This window comes from Lacrimispora xylanolytica (assembly GCF_026723765.1).
Taxonomy (GTDB): Bacteria; Bacillota; Clostridia; order Lachnospirales; family Lachnospiraceae; genus Lacrimispora; species Lacrimispora xylanolytica.
In genome coordinates this window covers 1,770,542-1,790,391 of record NZ_CP113524.1, presented here as the reverse complement: position 1 = coordinate 1,790,391, position 19,850 = coordinate 1,770,542, and the positions used below count along the sequence as shown (strand labels likewise).

Annotated in this window: 16 protein-coding genes; 3 read left to right on the top strand and 13 right to left on the bottom strand. The window is 44.5% G+C overall.

Annotated elements, in window-relative coordinates:
• The first annotated feature begins 2 nt into the window (after positions 1-2).
• Positions 3-1,121, top strand: coding sequence for an acyltransferase (locus tag OW255_RS08420; RefSeq protein WP_268116355.1), 1,119 nt, complete (start codon positions 3-5; stop codon positions 1,119-1,121).
• Here OW255_RS08420 and OW255_RS08415 read toward each other — a convergent pair.
• The 6 genes from OW255_RS08415 to OW255_RS08390 form a co-directional block, all read right to left on the bottom strand.
• Entirely contained in the window at positions 1,118-2,281 is a 1,164-nt protein-coding gene (locus OW255_RS08415) for a DUF4317 domain-containing protein (protein ID WP_024836359.1), read from the bottom strand. The genes OW255_RS08420 and OW255_RS08415 overlap by 4 nt on opposite strands.
• A gap of 112 nt (positions 2,282-2,393) precedes the next feature.
• Complete coding sequence (locus tag OW255_RS08410; RefSeq protein ID WP_268116354.1) at positions 2,394-2,768, bottom strand: desulfoferrodoxin family protein; 375 nt, start codon at positions 2,766-2,768, stop codon at positions 2,394-2,396.
• A gap of 126 nt (positions 2,769-2,894) precedes the next feature.
• Positions 2,895-5,324 (bottom strand): hypothetical protein, encoded by a 2,430-nt coding sequence (locus tag OW255_RS08405; RefSeq protein ID WP_024836361.1) that lies wholly within the window; start codon positions 5,322-5,324, stop codon positions 2,895-2,897.
• 29 nt (positions 5,325-5,353) lie between these two features.
• Positions 5,354-6,229 (bottom strand): carbohydrate ABC transporter permease, encoded by an 876-nt coding sequence (locus OW255_RS08400; protein WP_268116353.1) that lies wholly within the window; start codon positions 6,227-6,229, stop codon positions 5,354-5,356.
• Between the two features lie 14 nt (positions 6,230-6,243).
• Positions 6,244-7,173, bottom strand: coding sequence for a carbohydrate ABC transporter permease (locus OW255_RS08395; RefSeq protein WP_024836363.1), 930 nt, complete (start codon positions 7,171-7,173; stop codon positions 6,244-6,246).
• Between the two features lie 88 nt (positions 7,174-7,261).
• Positions 7,262-8,695: an ABC transporter substrate-binding protein gene (locus OW255_RS08390; RefSeq protein WP_024836364.1), complete on the bottom strand. Its 1,434-nt coding sequence runs from the start codon at positions 8,693-8,695 to the stop codon at positions 7,262-7,264.
• 213 nt (positions 8,696-8,908) lie between these two features.
• Here OW255_RS08390 and OW255_RS08385 point away from each other — a divergent pair, with 213 nt between their 5' ends.
• Positions 8,909-10,534, top strand: coding sequence for a response regulator (locus tag OW255_RS08385; RefSeq protein WP_024836365.1), 1,626 nt, complete (start codon positions 8,909-8,911; stop codon positions 10,532-10,534).
• Entirely contained in the window at positions 10,531-12,321 is a 1,791-nt protein-coding gene (locus OW255_RS08380; protein WP_268116352.1) for a sensor histidine kinase, read from the top strand. Before OW255_RS08385 ends, OW255_RS08380 begins: the two co-directional genes overlap by 4 nt.
• A 22-nt stretch (positions 12,322-12,343) precedes the next feature.
• Here the strand turns inward: OW255_RS08380 and OW255_RS08375 are convergent, their stop codons facing one another.
• The 7 genes from OW255_RS08375 to OW255_RS08345 form a co-directional block, all read right to left on the bottom strand.
• A complete protein-coding gene (locus OW255_RS08375) occupies positions 12,344-14,089 on the bottom strand; it encodes an ABC transporter ATP-binding protein (protein ID WP_024836367.1) in 1,746 nt (581 codons plus the stop codon).
• A complete protein-coding gene (locus tag OW255_RS08370; protein WP_035317999.1) occupies positions 14,082-15,875 on the bottom strand; it encodes an ABC transporter ATP-binding protein in 1,794 nt (597 codons plus the stop codon). Before OW255_RS08370 ends, OW255_RS08375 begins: the two co-directional genes overlap by 8 nt.
• A gap of 97 nt (positions 15,876-15,972) precedes the next feature.
• Complete coding sequence (locus OW255_RS08365; protein ID WP_268116351.1) at positions 15,973-16,590, bottom strand: TetR/AcrR family transcriptional regulator; 618 nt, start codon at positions 16,588-16,590, stop codon at positions 15,973-15,975.
• Between the two features lie 120 nt (positions 16,591-16,710).
• Complete coding sequence (locus tag OW255_RS08360) at positions 16,711-17,583, bottom strand: cysteine ABC transporter substrate-binding protein (protein ID WP_024836370.1); 873 nt, start codon at positions 17,581-17,583, stop codon at positions 16,711-16,713.
• Between the two features lie 21 nt (positions 17,584-17,604).
• Positions 17,605-18,357 (bottom strand): amino acid ABC transporter ATP-binding protein, encoded by a 753-nt coding sequence (locus tag OW255_RS08355; RefSeq protein ID WP_024836371.1) that lies wholly within the window; start codon positions 18,355-18,357, stop codon positions 17,605-17,607.
• Positions 18,358-18,362: 5 nt separating this feature from the next.
• A complete protein-coding gene (locus tag OW255_RS08350) occupies positions 18,363-19,040 on the bottom strand; it encodes an amino acid ABC transporter permease (RefSeq protein WP_024836372.1) in 678 nt (225 codons plus the stop codon).
• The gene (locus OW255_RS08345) at positions 19,000-19,680 is read right to left on the bottom strand and encodes an amino acid ABC transporter permease (RefSeq protein WP_024836373.1); all 681 of its coding nucleotides are present in this window, start codon (positions 19,678-19,680) and stop codon (positions 19,000-19,002) included. The genes OW255_RS08350 and OW255_RS08345 overlap by 41 nt, the downstream gene beginning before the upstream one ends.
• Positions 19,681-19,850: the final 170 nt, after the last annotated feature.

Sequence of the window (19,850 nt, the reverse complement as noted above, 5' to 3'; positions counted from 1 at the left end):
ACATGGGAAAGTTACAGCTTATGATATTGTTTTTTCTTATTACATCCCTTTTTCTCCACGTGAAAAATTATAAAAAGGATAAAAGCTATATAAAAAGTTTGTTTGCCGGAAAAGAAGGAAGTGAAAAAAGAATCCGATATCTTGATTACATACGGTTACTTGCTACGCTCCTTGTGATACTGGTTCATTGTGTGGATGCTTTAACCTCAGAGATGGAAAGGGAGGGAATCGGCTATCTGGCTATACAGGCGGTTATTTCACTTCTCCTTGTATGCAATACCCTGTTTATTATGAACAGCGGGGCTTTGATTTTAAACAGAACAGAGGGGTCCTTATTGCAATTTTATTACAAGCGTTTTACCCAGGTGGCTATTCCTTTTGTCTGCTACTACTTCATCTACATTCTGTTATCTACCCGGTATACTAACTCCGGATTATTAAGAGGCCTTATGATAGCTGGGAAGGATATGGCTGCTGGCCCCATAGACTGGGCGCCTCACCTTTGGGTCATATATGTGATCTTATCCCTGTATCTGCTGGCACCGTTTTTTTCTATTCTGTTAAAGAACCTGCCAGATGCCATGCTTCATGGGCTTGCTGCAATCATTCTTCTCATGGGCTGTGTGTCCCTTTATCTGCCAATCTTTGGCCTGCCCATTGACTTATCTCTAATGATAAGCCCCTGGCTGGGGGTGTTTTTACTGGGATATTATTTTGCACACCCGGCCTCCTGGCAAAAAAGACAGCGATTCTATGTGCTTGGAGCGGTCTCACTGGCAGGCACTGTTCTGGTGACTTTCATTCGCTCGGACTACACCGCCATCTTACAGGCAGATGGGGCACCCATGATGACACTATTAGGCGGCTCCATCTTTCTGCTGCTCCGTTCCCTGGAAAACAAACTTCCGTCTCCAGGGCGGATTATGAAATTCTTGATTCGATACAGCTATTCCATATTGATGGTACACTGGGCAGTGCTTTATGTTGTTCGGGATCTCATTGGCATTACGGATAATATTCCACTTGCCTTTTTCCTGGTCCTCTCCCTATCTGCTGTATCTGCCTTTGTTTATGACCAGACCGTTGTCTTTCTCGTTCAAAGACTTTTTAAAAGGAATTAATCTACATCTTCCTCTAAGGCTTGTGTCTGGGCTGCAATGGGTCTCACTGTGATTCCATTGATTTCCACATGCTCGCTGATCCCGATTACGATACAGGGACGGCCATCGATCATGCGGTTTTCCACCAGATGAGTCTTATCTGGTGCCACCTTAATGCTCACATCCGTTGTCTTAATCTCAAAGCTTTTGGTGTTTACTACGTTGGAAGCAATAAAACCAGGATTCTTTTTTTCTTCGTCGGCTTCAAACCTCTGGTCGAATTCCAAAAGCTTTTCCTCGCTGGCTCCATTGTTCTCCAAAAGCCGTTTCATCTGATACTTGTCCAGAGTAAAGGGAACTGGTTCGTCCTTTGTCTCCTCTAACATCTCATTCAGACTTTCATGAATGTTCTTTACTGTCTCAAAATCGCAATTTTCTCCCAGAGTTTCCTCTACGATTGCCTGAAATGTCTCCTTCTGGCTCTTGGCTGACATTGGTATGAAGCAGCCTAAAAGCTCGTCAATGAGCCGTTCCGGCATCTGCTCCGGGTTTTTGGAATAATAGAGCAGTCCATGAATGTCTGTATTCCGGTCTGTAAATGCCGGGAAGATAAAGCCTGTATCCGGTGCCTCCACAATCCAGTCCCTGCTTCTGTTCTCAATTACATTGGTTTCTGAATTATAGCAAAGACCTGCTTTTGAAAGCTTTACCGGACATACGGCGCACTGTATGAACTCATAGACAAAGTCAGAGGCATCATACATCTCCAGTCCATCAGAGGATTTTGCCGGAATATCATAAGCACAGTGAATTAAGATTATGTAGTAATTTTCGCCGTAATCATAGCTGGCGATGAGCTTATCGTAAAATTCCTCAATCAGCGCGTCATCCTTTAACTGGCTGTCCCTTAGCTTTAATAGAAAGTTCTGGGTTCCTCCCTCCTCTTCTGCTGACAGAGGAAACTCCATGTTTACCAGATTCTTTCCTATGGAACCGGATAGACCGCTTCTAAAAATAGTAAAATACTTAAAAGCCTCCTCCTCTGGAAGGGATAGGAACGCTTCTTTAAGCTCAGTCCTTTTATTTTTTTCTGCATCCACATAGCAGCCGCAGATTCTGCTGATGGCACAATTGGCTGGGGTATAAAGCTTTTTTATTTCATTGGTCTCTTTTTTATTCATGTCCTTGTTTCTCCTATCTGTGGCCTTAAGCCATTTGCCTTAACCCCATGGGCCAGGCCCCTTAAAAAAAGCTCACGGACCATATGGCCTGTGAGCTTTTCACTCTTTTTGTTTATGCTTCTGCCTTCCATAAGCCATGGAGATTACAGTATTCGTAGGCCGCAATTACTTCATCGCCTTCTGTAAGCATGAACTTAGCAACTGGTTTTTCTCCTGGACTTAACAGTTTTCTCTGATTTCCCTGTTTTGTCTCCAGGACAATCCAGCCGATAAAGTGTTCCGGAAGCATGGGGTGTTCTACAGATCCTACCGTAACGGTTACGTGTTCCCCGTTGACCTCAATGACAGGGACATGTTTCTCAGTAGCTGCATCTGTGGTGTTGGCAACCAGCTCCTTCATCTCATCGTTACAGCAGGTAATGGTACCGCCCTTTTCTTCAATGACTGCAACAATATTTCCGCAATGATTACACTTTAAAAACTTCATGTGAATAACCTCCCTTATGTATGTTTTCTAAAAGAAATTACAAAGAAAAGTATACCACATTTATGTTTATTTTACAAGATATTCCACCGGGAAAAACATTGCACTTAAAGCTTTTTTCATTTCTGTTTATACATACTGAGTCTTATTTTCACAGGCTTCAAACTTAAGAATTTCATTGCCGCATCGAAGCGTTCCAGTGCCTTTATCATAGGACGGATTCTTTGTGATACAGTCACTTAGAAACGCTTCCAGACTGCCATATTTCTCTTGACTTTCGCAAATACAAATATAGGCCGTATCCCTGCTGTCTGCTCTGTATTCACAGTCCGTAAGCTCATCCTGGTATGGCTTTAATTCATGGCTGCACCAGATGCCAACATACCCGGTTCCGGCTTCTCCTGCCAGCCAGCCTTCCTTCATCATCTGCCTAATGAACCGGCTCTTAGGCCAGTATAGATGAGTAAAAGGAATAGGGTGACTTTCTGGTATGCGGTAAATAGAACACAGAACATTCTTCACCTGACGGATGGCAGGCATGATTCCATTGCCAAACCAATATCCCGGCCTTACAGAGCTTGCCTCGCAGCTTCCACCAGGATGATTTACGAATATGACAGCGGCGGGATTGAGGGCAGCATACCACATATGCTGCTGGTAGCCAAAGACTCCAGGCTGAAACTCCGTGGTTCCATGGAAGCATTCATTTAAGGATTTTACATATGCAAAGCTTCCTGCATCTACGCCATCCCTTCCATAAATATTTTCCCATTTTCTTTTCATTCCTTCCCTTGGGGACTGGACGGAAGTCATCATGTAATGGTCATTTTTCTCGATGCATATGCTGGCATTGCTTTCATCATAGGTAAGAGAAAGAGGTTCCTTCATGAGAGCCTTAAGCTCTTCTTTGATCTTGTATTTGCTTGTGGCAAGAAATATAATCCATTCGCTGAACCAGTCAGGCGCCTCGGGGTCAATTAAATTCACCAGGCTTTGGATATCCTGGGCATAGGGGTAAAGTGCTTCTCTGTATACACGTCCCATGGGTGCAATGGAAACCCCTTGAAAGGTCTGGAGAGACAGGTCATGAAGGAGACGGTCTGTTGTTTTTACTGCCAGCCCTGAGAGCTCTTCATCCCCAAAATCCACTACATTTAAAAGTGCAGCAAAGGTAATGGGCGTATATCCGCCGCTGTGGAATTCATCAAACCCTTCAGAAAGAGTTTCCTTTAGCCAGTCATGGATTCTGGTTCTTGCCTTTTCCTTCATTTCCCTTCCTGTCTTACCGGAGCGGGAAAACACATCCTCCGGATAACATTCTCCTGCAATATAAGCGCTGACAAAGAACATGAGGGAATGATTTTCACTCCAGAAGCACATCCCGTCATTGCCTGTTTCATCCATCCAATAGCGGTAATTTAACATCACCTCTTTGCAGCGGGCAGACAGAGCCTCATCCATTGGGTAAAGCTTCATGAAACGAACCATGGCACAGGAGAGAAAATCTGAACAGTCTCTTCTGCTTTCCATCTGATCTAAGGATTTATAAATCTCCTTTTCATCAATTTCATGAATTGCCCCTGTATAGCGGCGGGCAAGGACCGGATACATGGAAAAGTTATCCCCATCTCCTCTTGGAATCTGTAAAACGGAAGCGATTCTCTCATAAACTCTCTCTTTATTTCTCTCCGGGTCCGTTTCATTGCTCCACACTGGTCCCAAAAGCTCCTGGCGCTCAAAGCGCCTTGACAGAGTCTGTCCGCAGATACTTACTTTCACAGTGAAATAGAGGTTATGGGCGTCCAGAATCTCTTCCTCCTGCCCCGAGATATTCTTTTTCACATATCTGCTGCCATAGAGGGAAAAGTCCACCGGCCTTTTATCATAAACAATGATGGTGTTCTCTGGTGCCTTTTTAGGAAACTTTAAGACTCCTTTGGTTACACGGATTCCTGACAGCCATTGGCCGGCAGCGACCGCTTCCTCTGCTGTGTCCATGCCAGGAAGCTTTACTTTAATTTGTCTGCGCTCTTCTCCCGGAATCTGAATGGCAAACAAGGTTCTGGTATCCCTGACCCCAAGATTTTGGAGCCTTACAAACACCAGGTTATCCCCCTTCTTTAAATGAAACTTTAAAACCGCTCTGTTGATCGGCTTATAAACCGGGGTCTCAATTCCTCCGCTGTGCTCTCCATTTACCCATACGTCAACTGCTCCATAGCTCCACAGCCATGCCTCTGACTCAAGCTCCTCTTCCACATGGAGTATGACGGCTCCGTGAAGCTCGATCTTTTTAAGCAGGGGGTAAAATAATGATTTATCTACAAACCAGTTTCCGTAGGTGTAATAATATTCCCAGGGCATGGAAAGGGAGCTTTGTACTCCTAATCGGATTTCTCCTTCCGGCATGATGGGACTGTGATCCACAGCCTCTTTGCGCATAATCTTTTCACAGGCTAGCTGATCCTTTCCGGTAACCGGGCTGGAATAAGGAGTTTCCTTTCTTCCACTTACAAGATAATTGGTGATATAGCCGTATTCATTTAATGTTAATTCCATCTATAAAGTCCCTCTCTTCCTTCCATTTATTATCCTTTGACAGCTCCCGCCGTGATTCCTCCCATAAACTGTCTGCTTGCAAAGATATAAACCAGCACGATTGGTACAATGGCTATGGAGGAGCCTGCAAACAGGATGTTCCACGCTGCCGCACCGTCTCCTGCATTTTGAAGAGCCACGACACCCACAGTCAGAGGACGAAGCTTTTCGTTGGTCATGGTGAAAATAAGAGGCAGGATATACTCATTCCAGCCGCCGCGGAAGGACAAAAGTGCCACACTTGCAAGAGCCGGTTTTAAAACAGGCAGTATGACTCTGGTGTATATCCCAAAGAAACTGCAGCCATCCATTTTAGCTGCCTCATCAAGCTCTTTTGGCACGCTGTTCATAAAGCCGTGAACGAGAAATACATAGGTGGCCTGACCGCTTCCTGCTGAAATCAGAATTATGGAAATCAGAGATTTGTTCATATGAAGCTTCACCGCCAGCTCAAACAGGGGACGGAGAGCCGCACTGCCTACATTGATAAACATAAACATGACCATGGCATTGTAAATCAGGCTTTTTAACCGGAATTGTTTTCTGGAAAATACATACCCGGCCATGCTGCTGACAATTAGAGAAACTGCCATAACTCCAAAGCTGATGAAAAGGCTGTTGACCGTGTATCTGGAGAAATTGGCCATCTCCCAGGCCTGAGTGTAGTTATCCAGGATGAATTTTTCAGGAAGAAGCCTAAGACCTCCGCTTACCAGCTCACTGTTTAATTTAAAGGAGCCAAAGCCTATGTAGACCACCGGATAAACAGTCAGCGCTGCTAACAGGAGAAGGAGAAGAAAAATGACTCCATTGACTGCCTTTGTTTTTTTCGATTCTACGGAATGACCCGTTCGTTCTTTTGCCATTGTTTCTCTCCCTTCTAGGATATATCATCCATTTTTTTACTGAACCTTAGATATAGTATCGTCACAATACCCACGATCAGAGCGGATATAATGCTGAGTACAGAGCCATATCCAATCTGAAGCTGGGCTGCCGCGCGGGAGGTACCAAATACCATTTGAAAAATATAGGAAAACATAACGTGGGTACGGTTATTTGGCCCTCCGGCAGTCAGTACCAGGATGGATTCATAATCCTTAAAGGCGGTTGTTATGGCAAGCATAATGACCACCTTAAGTACGGGACCAAGCATGGGAAGGGTGATTTTAAAGAAGGTCTGAACTCCGGTAGCTCCATCGATTTGGGCGCTTTCATACACATCAGAAGGAATGCCTGTAAGCCCGGAAATAAGAAGTATCATATAATTTCCAAAGGCTCCCCAAACGGCAACAATGACGACTGCTATCATGGCAGTTTTGCTGCTTCCCAGCCAGTCGATGGGCGCCTGTATGAGTCCTGCTCCCTGAAGAAAGCTGTTAAGCACTCCATTGTAGGTTGCAAAGATAAAATACCAGATCAGGCTGTATACCGCTGAGCTTATAACGGTGGGAAGAAAATAGATTCCCTGAAAAAGCTGGCTGCCAAACCGCTTTCTCTGTAAGAGTACTGCTGTCACCAGGGAAAGGGGGAGGACAAACAGCAGCTTTAAAAATGCATATTCAAAGGTGTGAAGAACACTTTTCCAGTAAATAGCATCTGTGGTCATTCGTTTAAAATTTGCAAGTCCCACGAAGTAAGCCTTGAATCCGTTGTAATCATAAAAAACATAGCGGATCAGCCATGCAAACGGATAGATTGACATTACCACAATAAAAAATATGGTTGGAAAAAGCATGAGCCACATGGGGATGTCTCCATTGTTCCATTTCCTTCTGATCTGCTGTCCCATGGATTTTTTTTCATTCATTCTTATCACTCCTTACTTTTTGCCCTGACCGGAATAGAAAGGCTGCTGCAGGACAGCAAATCTGTTTGCAGCAGCCAATATGCCAGCCTTATTGTTCCAGATACTCTACGGTACCTGCATTTGGATGAAGGGGATCATAATCTTTAATGACGAGACGTTTTGTTTTTCCCATCTTAACCTCTTTATCCAGCGCGTCATTGTATGTTTTATTCAGCATTTCAATGGTCTCATCAATGGAGCCGCCTTCTGGAAGACATGCGTTCCATAATGCATCACGGTAATTCTCTCCCTCTGGGGTTACAGAAGGAGGTACCGGAAGCACGGCTTCATAATCTGCACCTGCAAAGTCTGCCATTCTGCCAATCTTTGTCTTGTCAATCTTACTTTCCATGTATCTGGAGATAGGAAGTGCATAGCCGCCTTCAAAATATCCCTTTAACACTTTTTCAGAACCAAAGTACTCAATGACTTCCCATGCTTCTTTTGTATGAGTGGTAGAGCCGCTCATCATGTAGCCTGTGTTAGGACTGCATGCTTCGCTTCCTTTGATTTCACCGTCAAGCGTTGGCAGCGGAGCTACTCCCCATTCAATCTTAGCCGGGAACTGCTCGGTTAGGACCGTGGCCTCCTGGGATGCGTTGGCATGGATGCCTGCGTGGCCCTCTGAAAACTGCACCCGGACCGGATCGATCTTCATGGAAGCAGAACCAGGAAATACGCTGTTGTCTGCAAACAGCTGACGGACCATTTCCAGATATGGTTTATAGCCTGTAAAATCAAACTTTCCCTCTTTGTAGTTATAGGGGGTAATACCGCTCATCTCAGCTGAATGCTCCAGCCAGCGCTCAAAAGGACCACTTGCGCCCGGGAAAATGATTCCGTAATAATCTCCTTTTCCAGCTTCTGTGATTGCCTTGGCTACCGCTGGAATGTCACTGATTTTCTTCGGTACTTCAAGGCCCAGTTTATCAAAGATCTCTTTGTTGTATACGATTCTGGAACCACTTCTCTTTCCGCATGGCGCCCAATATATCTTATCTCCCTGTACGTTATAGCCTTCATACTTGTGTTCATCCACTTCATTGACTTTTTTAAATTCATCTGTCATGTAATCATTTAAAGGCTGTATGATTCCGCTTTCTGCAAAATCCTTAAAGCTCTCTGCCTCTACCTGAGAGAAAATATCCGGCGACTGTCCGGAATTGGCTGCCATGGTAAGAAGATTTACATAGTTCTCGGTCTGAACCACGTAATCAATCTGGATGTGGTCGTTGGTCTTGTTAAATTCATCAACCACCTTATTCATATACTCCAGGTCATGACGGTTGTTGGTCCATACTGTGACCGTTACCTTTTCTCCAGATGCAGCTTCCTTTTTCGTCTCACTGCCGGACTCACTTTTTTGTGATTCCGGGTTTGATGCTTTGCTCTCAGTAGCACCACCAGAGGAACAGCCGGTAAGCGCTGAAACTGCCATCATTCCAGCAAGGCCCAGGGCCGCCAGTTTTTTTCTTTTTCTCATAATTCTCCTCCTTTTCATTCGCCAATTCTTATGCCATCTAAACGATTTGATATCATCATCATAATGTATTTTGCTTTATAAGAACACCACATTTTTTACTATTTATATCACATTTTTTACGATATCAGCAGAAACCATAGGGCTGTATTGCTTTTGATTGTGCACAATGCTATAATCATGTTTACCTTCAACTAAATGCTAAAAGGAGAAGATATGAACCCATTTTCAACCATCACGCTTCTTATTGTTGACGATGAAGCCGAGATACGTTCCGGCCTGCGTTCCATCCTTTCATGGGAAGACTACAGTGTTTCAGTGATCGGCACTGCCGCAAGCGGAGCGGAGGCTCTCGACAAAATCCGCTATTACGAGCCTGATATTGTCATCACTGACATCCAGATGCCTGGAATGAGCGGTCTTGAACTGGTTCGCAGGGCAAAAAAGGAGCAATTTGATTGTTCTTTTGTGATTTTAAGCGGGTATGATGAATTTGAATATGCTAAATCTGCCATTAAATACGGGGTCCGGGAGTACTTATTAAAACCAATCTCCATAAAGGAACTGACAGAAATTATCCTCACTCTGAAAGAGGATATATTAAGTAAGAGAGATATCCACAGTGACAGGCTTTCTACCCTCCATAAGTTAAGAACTGCTCAGATTTCCATCCAAAGAAACAATCTTATCCCTCAGCTTTTAAGAGGGGATTTAACAGCTCCTGAACTTCTGGAAGTCATACAGGATTATTCCCTTCCCATACGGGATAAGGAGTGCTGCATCGTCTACATACAGGCATTTTCTTTCCATTTAAGCAGGGAAGAATCTCAAGAGGCCAGCCTTTGTATTGGAAAGCTGAAACACTCCCTGGAAGAGAGCCTCACTGACACTTCCATACTGATTAATGAGTATCCGCCCAACGGTCTTTTGCTGCTTATAAATCTACCTTTTACCGCACCAGATGGCGGTAGCTTAAAAGAAACCTTAAAAGCCCATATAAGCATGAGAGCAGAAACGAAAGAACACATACAGATTGCCGCTGCAATCGGAACGCCAGTCCCGTCCCTGTTAAGCATCCCCGTCTCTTTTAAGGACGCAAGACAGGCCATCACCTGGCATATCTATCCCCAGGCAGGCTCTGTGCTGGAATCTCAGGAGCTTTCCATGGACCAGCCTCCTATTATCATGCCTGGAAATGAGATTTTAGAAGCCATTTTAAAAGATAATCCAGAAGAAATTAAAGTTCGTTTTAATGAATATTTAAATCAGCTTTTAACAACAAAAGCGCCGCCCCCTACCTACCTTTACAGCATGTGCAATTATCTGATCATTACCTTACAGAGTCAGCTTACTAAATACTTAGACGGCGCTCCAAAAAGCTACACTGGCAATTCCTTTGCAACTCTGCAGAGCTTAAATTCCCTGGAGGAAATCCGGGTTTTTATGTGCCGGATCCTTTGTGGGTTTGCAGAGGAATTATCCGTAAGCCGGGCGGTAAAAAGTGACCCTCTCATTGAAAAGGCCATGGATTATATTAATAAGAATCTTTTAAAAAGCCCGAGAACAGAAGATGTCTGTTCCTACCTTGGATTAAGTAAAAGCTATTTCAGTACTTATTTTAAAAATAAGACCCAGTTAAATTTCAGGGATTATACCCTGGATTTAAAGATCAACTATGCCCAGGAGCAGCTTAAATTCTCTGAGCACACGCCCAGTCAGGTTTCCATGCTTTTAGGCTATGAAGATTACCGGTCCTTCAGCCGGGCGTTTAAGGCCAGAACCGGCCTAAGCCCTACGGATTACCAAAAGCAGTACACCGCCGAAGAAAGGAGCCGCCAATGATCAAACGGTTTGCCAATCTAAAGGTCCGTTACCAGCTGCTGATGGTAATGCTTCTTATTACCTCTGCGGCTCTTTTTCTCATTGGACAGCTTTCCTATTCCTATTTTTACAGGAGAAATACCAATGAGCTGATGCAAAAGGCTGAAAGCTCGGTCCACATGGCAGGAGCTTCCCTCTCCTCTCAGCTTACTTCTCTTTCCACCGCTACCAACCATCTTTTAGTGAGCCCTCCCTTTCCCAGAATGATATGGGATATCAATAACCGGAATTTCACCGGATATGCAAAGTATTTTTCCGGTGCCGTGGCACTTACTGAGCCATTTTTACAAAATCACGACTTGATCAGCAATGTGATAATCTGCGGAGAGGATAACATCGTATTCAGCCCCTCGTCTCTTGGTATCGCCGACTCCTTCTCCCGGCTTTTTCCAGAGGATATCTGGGCGTCAAAAAAGATAACTGTGCTGCCGACCCGTCAGAACTTTACATTCCGTCAGGGTGGAATCATCCCGGTTTGCTATCCGGTTTCCTCCAATATGAACTCCAACAGCCTCATCTATCAGGACAAGCCTGGAAACCGGAAAGCCCGCTTTATCCTGATGATTGATACCGCACAGATACGCTCCTACTTTGAACGGATGTCAAACCGTTATACCTACTGCATGTATCTTGCAGATGAAAACGGCAATCCTCTCGATATCCGTAGCAGTCAATTTCCGGATGCATTTTTACCGGAAGTAAAGGACTGGGTGAAAGCGGAAACATCTGCCTCAAACGGGAGTATTGGTCTTTCAAAAGACCAGCTTCTGATCACAAAGGAAGCCGTTTCCTTTTGTGGCTTAAATGTGGTACATCTGACAAAAAAATCTTCTTTAGTGGGGGATACCAGAGAGCTTCGATCCTTTTTTATACTTGTATGGCTTGCCTGCTTTCTGGCGGCTGCTCTTCTCTCCTTTGCCCTTTCCAATCTTCTCACCAGAAATATCAAGGTCCTAGGAAAAATCATAAGTCGGATCAACGATGGGACGTACCACAATAAAACGGAATTCACCCATACCGATGAAATCAGTCTTTTGGGGGTACAGCTTAACAAAATGTATGATACCATACAGCTTCAGCTGGGACAGATTAAGGAGGAGGAACAAAAAAAGGCCCAGGCAGAGATACAGATGCTATCAGAACAAATCAATCCCCATTTTCTTTACAACACGTTAGAATGCATTCATTTTCAGGTATTAAACGGGCACCAGCAGACAGCCGGGGAAATGTTAGAAAGTCTTGGACGGTATCTGCGCACCACCTTAAACGTTGGAAAGACCTTTGTGACCGTGGAAAAGGAAGTGGAGCACGTAACCCTGTATATGGAAATCATGAACCGCCATTCCTCTTCCGGCATACAATTTCATACGGAAATCCATCCTTCCCTGAAAAACGGAATGATTATGAAGGTCTTGCTGCAGCCTCTTGCAGAAAATTGCATCAAGCATGGCTTTGAAGGTTTTGTACGCGGCCTTGAACCGGTTCCTCCTCAGATTACCATTACCATAACTCCTGCCGGAGATAACCGGATGAGGATCGAGGTATCCGATAACGGAAAAGGCATAGACATAAAAAGGGCTTCCACCCTGATGAGAGCGGAAGCCCCTGAATCAAAAGACCATTTCGGCCTTCACAATATTTACAAAAGACTCCATACCTGTTATGGAGATGATGCCGTACTATCATTTACCAGCATTCCATATCTAAAAAACAGCATTATCATTGAAATACCCGATCATCCGGTCTGAATCTTAAGAGAGGAATTTTCCCTTAGGAAAGCGTCCATTTCTGGCTTTGGGTCTGAAGGTCTACCATATGCCGGTATATTCCGTTGCTTTCATAAAGCTCCCTGGGACTTCCCTGCTCTGCTACCAGTCCATCCTTTAACACGACGATCCGGTCGGCCTTTGCAACGGTTCTCATACGATGGGCAATGATGAGAACCGTCTTATTACGGACAAGGTTGGATATGGCCCCCTGTACCATGGACTCATTCTCCACGTCAAGAGAGGCAGTGGCCTCATCAAGGAGAATAATCGGGGCATCCTTTAGAAGAGCTCTTGCAATGGACAGCCGCTGCCTCTCTCCACCAGAGAGTACGGAACCGTTTTCCCCGATTTTTGTATGGTAACCATTGGGAAGGCGGTTTATAAAGTCACTGCACCTGGCGGCTTCGGCCGCTGCCATGACCTCCTGATCGGTGGCATCTTTTCTTCCGATGCGGATATTTTCCATAATGCTGCTATTAAAGAGCACCACATCCTGAAATACCACAGAAAAATTCTTTAAAAGGCTTTCCGGGTCCACGGTGCTGACATCAGCGCCTCCAATGGTAATTCTTCCCTGATCCAGATCCCAGAATCTGGCTGCCAGTCTGGCTGCCGTACTCTTCCCTCCGCCTGAGGGTCCCACCAAGGCAGTTACCTGGCCCTGAGCCGCCCGAAAGGATACATCTCTAAGAACTGGTTCTCCCTTGTGATAGGAAAATCCCACATGGTCAAAGGTAATATCATAGCCTTCATAATGGGTATCTTCTACCCCAGTCTGTACCTTCTGTTCTTCAATTTCCCTCATTCGTTCCACCCGAAGCATGGTGGAAAATACTGCTGATAAATTATTAAGACAGCCGATAAGTGGTCCGTAAATCCGGGTAGCTGCAATCATAAAGATTAAGAAAGGCATAAAACCAATCTGCTTTTGAGCCAATAAAATGCTGCCGCATAGAACTGTGGTTGCCATTCCAATTTTTAATACCATCTGGGAGGAGGTGACCAGGATTCCATTGATCACTTCCATTTTAATTGTCTGTGATTCTGCTTCTGCAAGCTTTTGACCTAACCGTCCCAGATAATCCTCTCTCTGGTTATTGGCTTTGATATCCTGAATGGTTTCAATGCATTCCTGAATTCCATCGGAAGCCGCAAGAAGCTTCTCTCTTTGCTTTCGTTCCAGCCGGTCAATCAATGGCCTGATTCCTGCGGAGAGCAGGAAGGCTGCCGGTACCACCCATAGCATGGAAAGCCCCATTCTCCAGTCCAGAATCAAAAGACTGACCCCAATCAGAATTGTGGAGGCAAACGCTCCAAGAAGCTCTGGAATAAAATGAGAAAATGCGGTCTCCATCCAGGCACAATCCCCCATAATGGTTGTAGTCAAATCCGACAAATCACGTTTTCCAAAGAAGGAAAGAGGAATCTTTCTAAGCTTTTCTGCAAGCCCGATCCTCATGTTGGCGCTTTCCTCGTAGGAGGCAAGAAAGGTGGCATTGTACTGATTGTATTCAAACAGAAATATGAGGATGAGAAATAAAATGCTAAGCCCTGCATATCCCCAAAGCCCCAGCCCATGACCAGCCGTTCCAAGTACAGGGCTAAGAAGCTGATCCATTAACAGGACAAAGAGTGACATAGGAAGAATAAAACCTATATTGGTAAGAGTACAGGCAATGGCTGCCTTTGTCAGATCTTTTCCTCCCTGTTCGCTAAGAGCAAAGAGTTTCTGTAAATATTTACTCATGGTGTTCACCTACCTTCCAGGAAACCGATGTCTGATAATCTTCCCACATCGTTGCATACAGTCCCCCTTTATGGAGCAATTCCTCATGGGTTCCTGCTTCCTCAATTTCCCCATGATTCATTACCAGAATCTGATCTGCCTTGCAGACCGTTGATAAGCGGTGGGCAATCATAAGAACTGTCTTTCCCTTTACCAGAGTCTCAAATGCCTTTTGAATCTCATATTCATTATCCGGGTCCGCAAAGGCCGTAGCCTCGTCAAGAACTATAATAGGAGCATCCTTTAAAACTGCTCTGGCAAGAGCAATTCTCTGACATTCTCCCCCGGACAGATAAGTACCTTTGCTTCCCACCAGGGTGTTAAGTGCCTGGGGAAACTTCTTTATGATATCCTCGCACCGGGCCGCTTTGACTGCCCGTTCCACCTCCTCGATGGAAGCATCTGGTCTGGCAGCCTGTATGTTTCTTAAGAGAGTATCTTTAAACAAATGGCTGTCCTGGAACACAAAGCTTATATTCTTCATCAGCTCCTCTGTCCCCATTTCTCGTACATCTGCTCCACCCACCAGAATCTTTCCGCTATCCACATCATAAAATCGGGATAAAATCCTTGCTACGGTTGATTTTCCACCTCCTGACGGCCCAACAAGAGCAACCGTGTGCCCTTCTGGTATCTGAAAGGAAACACCTTTGACTGCCGGCATGTTTTCTTTTCCATAGGAAAAGGTGACATCCTTAAATTCTACCGATGCACTGCCAGGAACCTTTGGATTCTCAGGCTCAGTTAAGGGCTCCTCATTAACAATGCTCATAACTCTTCGAAGGGCTTCTTTCGCCTGCATGGTATTTTCACTGGTCCACATGATCTTATCCATCATGGTGACGCAAACCGGGGTGAATAAAATATAGAAAATCAAATCAAGTAGTACGTTCAAATCCGAAGCACCAGCTGCTTTTCCTGAAACAAGCAGAAGCCCTGCCGGAATTAAGAAGGCAAATATCCCATTGATACTCATGGTATAGGCGCACATGGGCAGCCGCATGGATAAGGTGTATTTTACTGCCCAGTCCCGGTATCGCAATATGGATTCATGGAAATTCTTAAAGGAAAATATGCTTTGCTGAAAGGTCTTTACCACTGGTATTCCCCGTACATACTCCACGGCTTCATTGTTCATGTCTTCCAGGGCATTTTGATACTGCTTCATGGATTCTGCAGAAGCTGGCCCCATCATGCGTGTTAAAAAGCAGAGTCCGATTGCAACAGGCAAAAGGCTGACGAGTCCAAATCTCCAATCAAAATAAAAGAGAAGAAAAAGGACTGCTGCCGGAGTGACGATTGCCCCGGCCAGGTCCGGAAGCTGGTGCGCCAGATAGGTTTCTGTCTGTCCCGCTCCATCATCAATGATTCTTCTTATCTTACCGCTTCCCAGGCTTTTAATATAGCCAACCGGAAGCCCGGATAGATGATTCATGGCAACTGTTTTCATATTTCTTGCTGTTCGGAATGCAGATAAATGAGTACACAATAATGCCATAAAATAAAGCAGCATACTAAACAGGGAAGCCCCTACTGCCAGCCACCCATACCGAACCAGATCTCCGGTCTGGTTCACATTGGGCCACTCTGTGACAGCCCCTTTTACTGCCAGCCACATGTATATATAAGGAAAAAGCCCCACTATGGTACTAATACCTGACAGGATGCAGCCTAGCCAGGTGAGATACTTGTAGTTTCCTGCAAAGGTCATAAGAGTAACCTTTTTCGTGTCAGGAAGCTTTGTCATGATTATACTTTTATCTTTCATTTTTCCCCTTTCGGACGATCTATCAGTTCTTCCATAGTTAGTGTTAACTAATCGTCCATAATAATAATATGGGGCATCAAAGCCCCATAATTTTCTTCCAGCCAGCGTGCTGGAACCGTACCAGTGCGCAGGCATAAGAAAGCGCCTTTTCTCTGGGAACATCATGTGATACAAACTCCAGCAGCTGGAGAAAAAAGGAACGTGATATGATGTGGATTAAGGTACTGTCAATATCCATCACCTCATGCCCCAGTGATTTCATCACTTTGATAAACTCCCAGCTTGAGGCTTCCTCTATTTCCGCCAGCTGGTCCAGATAGCTGTCACACCACCCGGTACTGCTTTTTAAGAAAAGCAGCTTAAATATGTCAAATCGATCATAAACGTAATTGACAATAGCAGGCGCTGATTGGTCTGAAATATCATCTAACGCATTTGCCTGTAATTCGGGCGGCAGCTTGGCAAACTCTTTATGTGCCTGCAGGTACATCTCCAAAAGCCCATCAGCTGCTTCCCCTGTTAATTCATCAAACAACGCTTCCTTACTGGGAAAATAGCCGTATATGGCTCCTGTCGTCACAGAAGCCTCTTTCGCGATTCTTCGAAGGGAAGCTCCATCATACCCGTATTTCATAAACTCCTGCATTCCCGCCTCCAACAGGTCCTGGCGGGTATTGTTTTTCTGAGCGCTCATAACCTCTCCTTTTTCTATTTATAACACCGTTATATAACAGTGTTATAATAAAACAAAAAAAGCAGGACGTCAATACGTCCTGCCAATAAAATTTCTCAGTAGTTGAGTTTTTACCCTATATTATACCTGACCGCCTTCTACTACCAGATTTTCCGGATCAATCTCATCTCCGTAAACCGGCTTTAAGGTCTCTTCAAAGTCTTTATGGAAGAACTGCTCGTCTCCAAGAGTCTTGATTTCTTCATTGATCCACTCTAACAGTTCTGTGTTGCCTTTCTGAACAGCTGCTGCAATGGTATCTGTATTACCAATAGATTCAATTCCTACGGTGAAGCCTTTGTTTTGAAGTGCCCATGCAAGAACCTCAGTGTTGTCAGTTGAGAAAGCATCTCCTCTTCCATCTAACAGAGCATCGTATGCTTCCTGGTACTCGTCAAACTTTAACAGCTTGATTTCAGGATGATTCTGAGAGAAATAAGTTTCTGCAGTGGTTCCCTTTACAACGATCAGAGTCTTATCCTTTAAATCTGCTGCATCCTTAATGAGTTTGTCATCAGGAGATACGACTCCAAGAGCTACCTTCATATATGGAAGAGCAAAATCAACCTGCTCTTTTCTTTCGTCTGTTACGGTGAAGTTAGCAAGAATTACATCTACTTTAGCAGATTTTAAATATTCCACACGGCTTGCAGCCTCAACGTATACAAATTCTACTTTATCCTCACTGCCAAGAAGGTCCTTTGCAAGACGCTTTGCAAAATAGACATCATAGCCCTGAATCTTACCATTGGCATCTACATATCCAAATGGATTCTTATCGCTGAATACACCAATTTTAATGGTCCCTGATTCCTTGATCTCAGAAAGTGTTCTAGCCTTTGCTGATGGGCTCTGAGCACCACCTGTACTGTCCTTAGCTGGAGCACTGCAGCCAGCTAAAAGCCCTGCTGCCATAGTAATACCTAATAATGCACCTAATAATTTCTTTTTCATAATGATATCCTCCTTTTTTATTTATACCGCTTCATAATGAAACGTATTTAAAAACTGTTTGGCTCGCTCTGTCTGGGGGGAAGCAAAGAATTCCTCTGGTTTTCCCTCTTCCACCACCAGCCCCTGGTCCATAAACAGAACCCGGTCTGACACTGCTTTGGCAAATTCCATCTCATGGGTAACGATGACCATGGTCATTCCGTCTTTTGCCAGCTCTAATACTACCTGCAACACCTCTCTTACCATCTCAGGGTCGAGAGCCGCTGTAATTTCATCAAGGAGCAGAATCTCCGGATGCATGATCAGCGCTCTTACAATGGCTACTCTTTGCTTCTGACCGCCGGATAGCTGCCTTGGGTATGCATCTTTTTTATCCAAAAGCCCGACTCTCGCTAAAAGCTGTTCGGCCTCTTTGATCAATTCCTGCTTCTCTCTTTTTTGAACCTTTGAGGGTGCTAAGAGAATGTTGCCTAAAATAGTGAGATGAGGAAACAAATCATAGCTTTGAAATACCATTCCTATTTTCTGACGAATGGAATAGGCATCCTTTCTGTCACTTTCAATTACCTCATCCTTAAACCGGATGGTACCGGAATCAATGGGCTCCAGCATGTTAAGACATCGTAAAAAGGTACTTTTTCCGCATCCGGAAGGGCCTACAACGACGACGACTTCTCCTTTTTCCAAAGAAAAGGAGATATCTTTTAAAACAGGCTGCCCGTTCTCATATGATTTCTTCAGATGTTCCGTTGTTAATATTACTTCCTGCTTCATATTTATCAATCCTTTATTTTTTTATCTAGCATTGCTGCTGCTCTGGAAAATGGGAAACAGATTGCAAAATACATAATAAAAATGACTCCGTAGACCCAAAGAGCTGCATCAGGAACCGTATACCTGGATGCGTCGATGATCTGTTTTCCAACCTTTACTACCTCAATGACTCCTATGAGCACCACCAAAGACGTGGTTTTTATCATTCTCGTTAAGAGGTTCATCACCGATGGAAGAAGTCTCCGCACAGTCTGTGGGATAATGATATACCGGTAAACCTGCAGCTTAGTCATACCTAGGCCAAAGCCGCTTTGGTACTGATGAACTGGAATGGACTGGAGAGCACTTCTTACCAGATCGCCCATCTCTGCCGCACCCCAGAAGGTAAACACAATGACAGCGGCAAAGGAGCCAGAAAGATTAATATTCCAATGCTTTGCAGCGCCGAAGTAGACCAGGAACAAAAGAACCAGCTGAGGCATGATTCTCACAACCTCAAGATAGAGCCTGCAAACAAACCGTATTGGTTTTTTCGGGCTGGTCATTACAATTCCAAGAAGCATTCCAAGAACAATGGAAAGTGCCATGGAGATTACGGCAATCCGTAAAGATTCCCAAAGCCCTCCGCAAAGTCTTAAAAAGTTATTTCCCTGGAACAGCACTTGAATTCCCAAATTCTGCATAACGGACCCTCCTTTCTACCCAGGAACAGAGTAAGGATATTGGCAGAAGAATGATCAGATAAGCCGTTACCAGCATAAACAATGCTTCATCTGTTTTGTAATAGATCCCAATTAAGTCCTTTGCCACAAACATCAGATCCGCAAGGGCTACGGCACTGAATACTGAGGTTTCCTTAATCAGGAAAATAATGTTGGCACAAAATACAGGTACTGAGGTGGCTATGGCCTGCGGCAGAATGATATGTTTAAATACCTGACCCTTGGTAAGCCCCAGGCTTAAGCCTGATTCTGATTGAATCTTAGGCACCTGCTCGATTCCTGTACGAAACGCCTCTGCCATATAGCTGCCTCCCAAAAAGGCCAGACCAGTTATGGCACACCCCTCTGAGCTTAACACGATACCCAGCTTTGGCAGCCCGAAGTATAAAAAGAATAACTGGATGAGGAGCGGTGTATTTCTGGATATTTCTATGTAAGCATTTACCAAAAGGCCCAGCACCGGTATCTTAAATACTTTTACAAGGCTGCACAAAAGCCCGATCACAGTTGAAAGCAGAATCCCAAGAAAGGAGATTCGGAGTGTAATTCCTGCCGCTTCCACGTATAACGGTGCATTGGCACGAATGAATTCAAAATCCATGATATTCGTTTCCTTTCTTTAATCTCTGACTCATAAAATCCTTCCTCCCTGATTGTTATTCATAAAAAGGAAGCAGGTACACGACATACCTGCTTCCTTCCATCTATTTTCTCTTTAACAAGATAAATTTGAGGATTTCAGATATCGATGCGCACACAAATAAGCTGTAT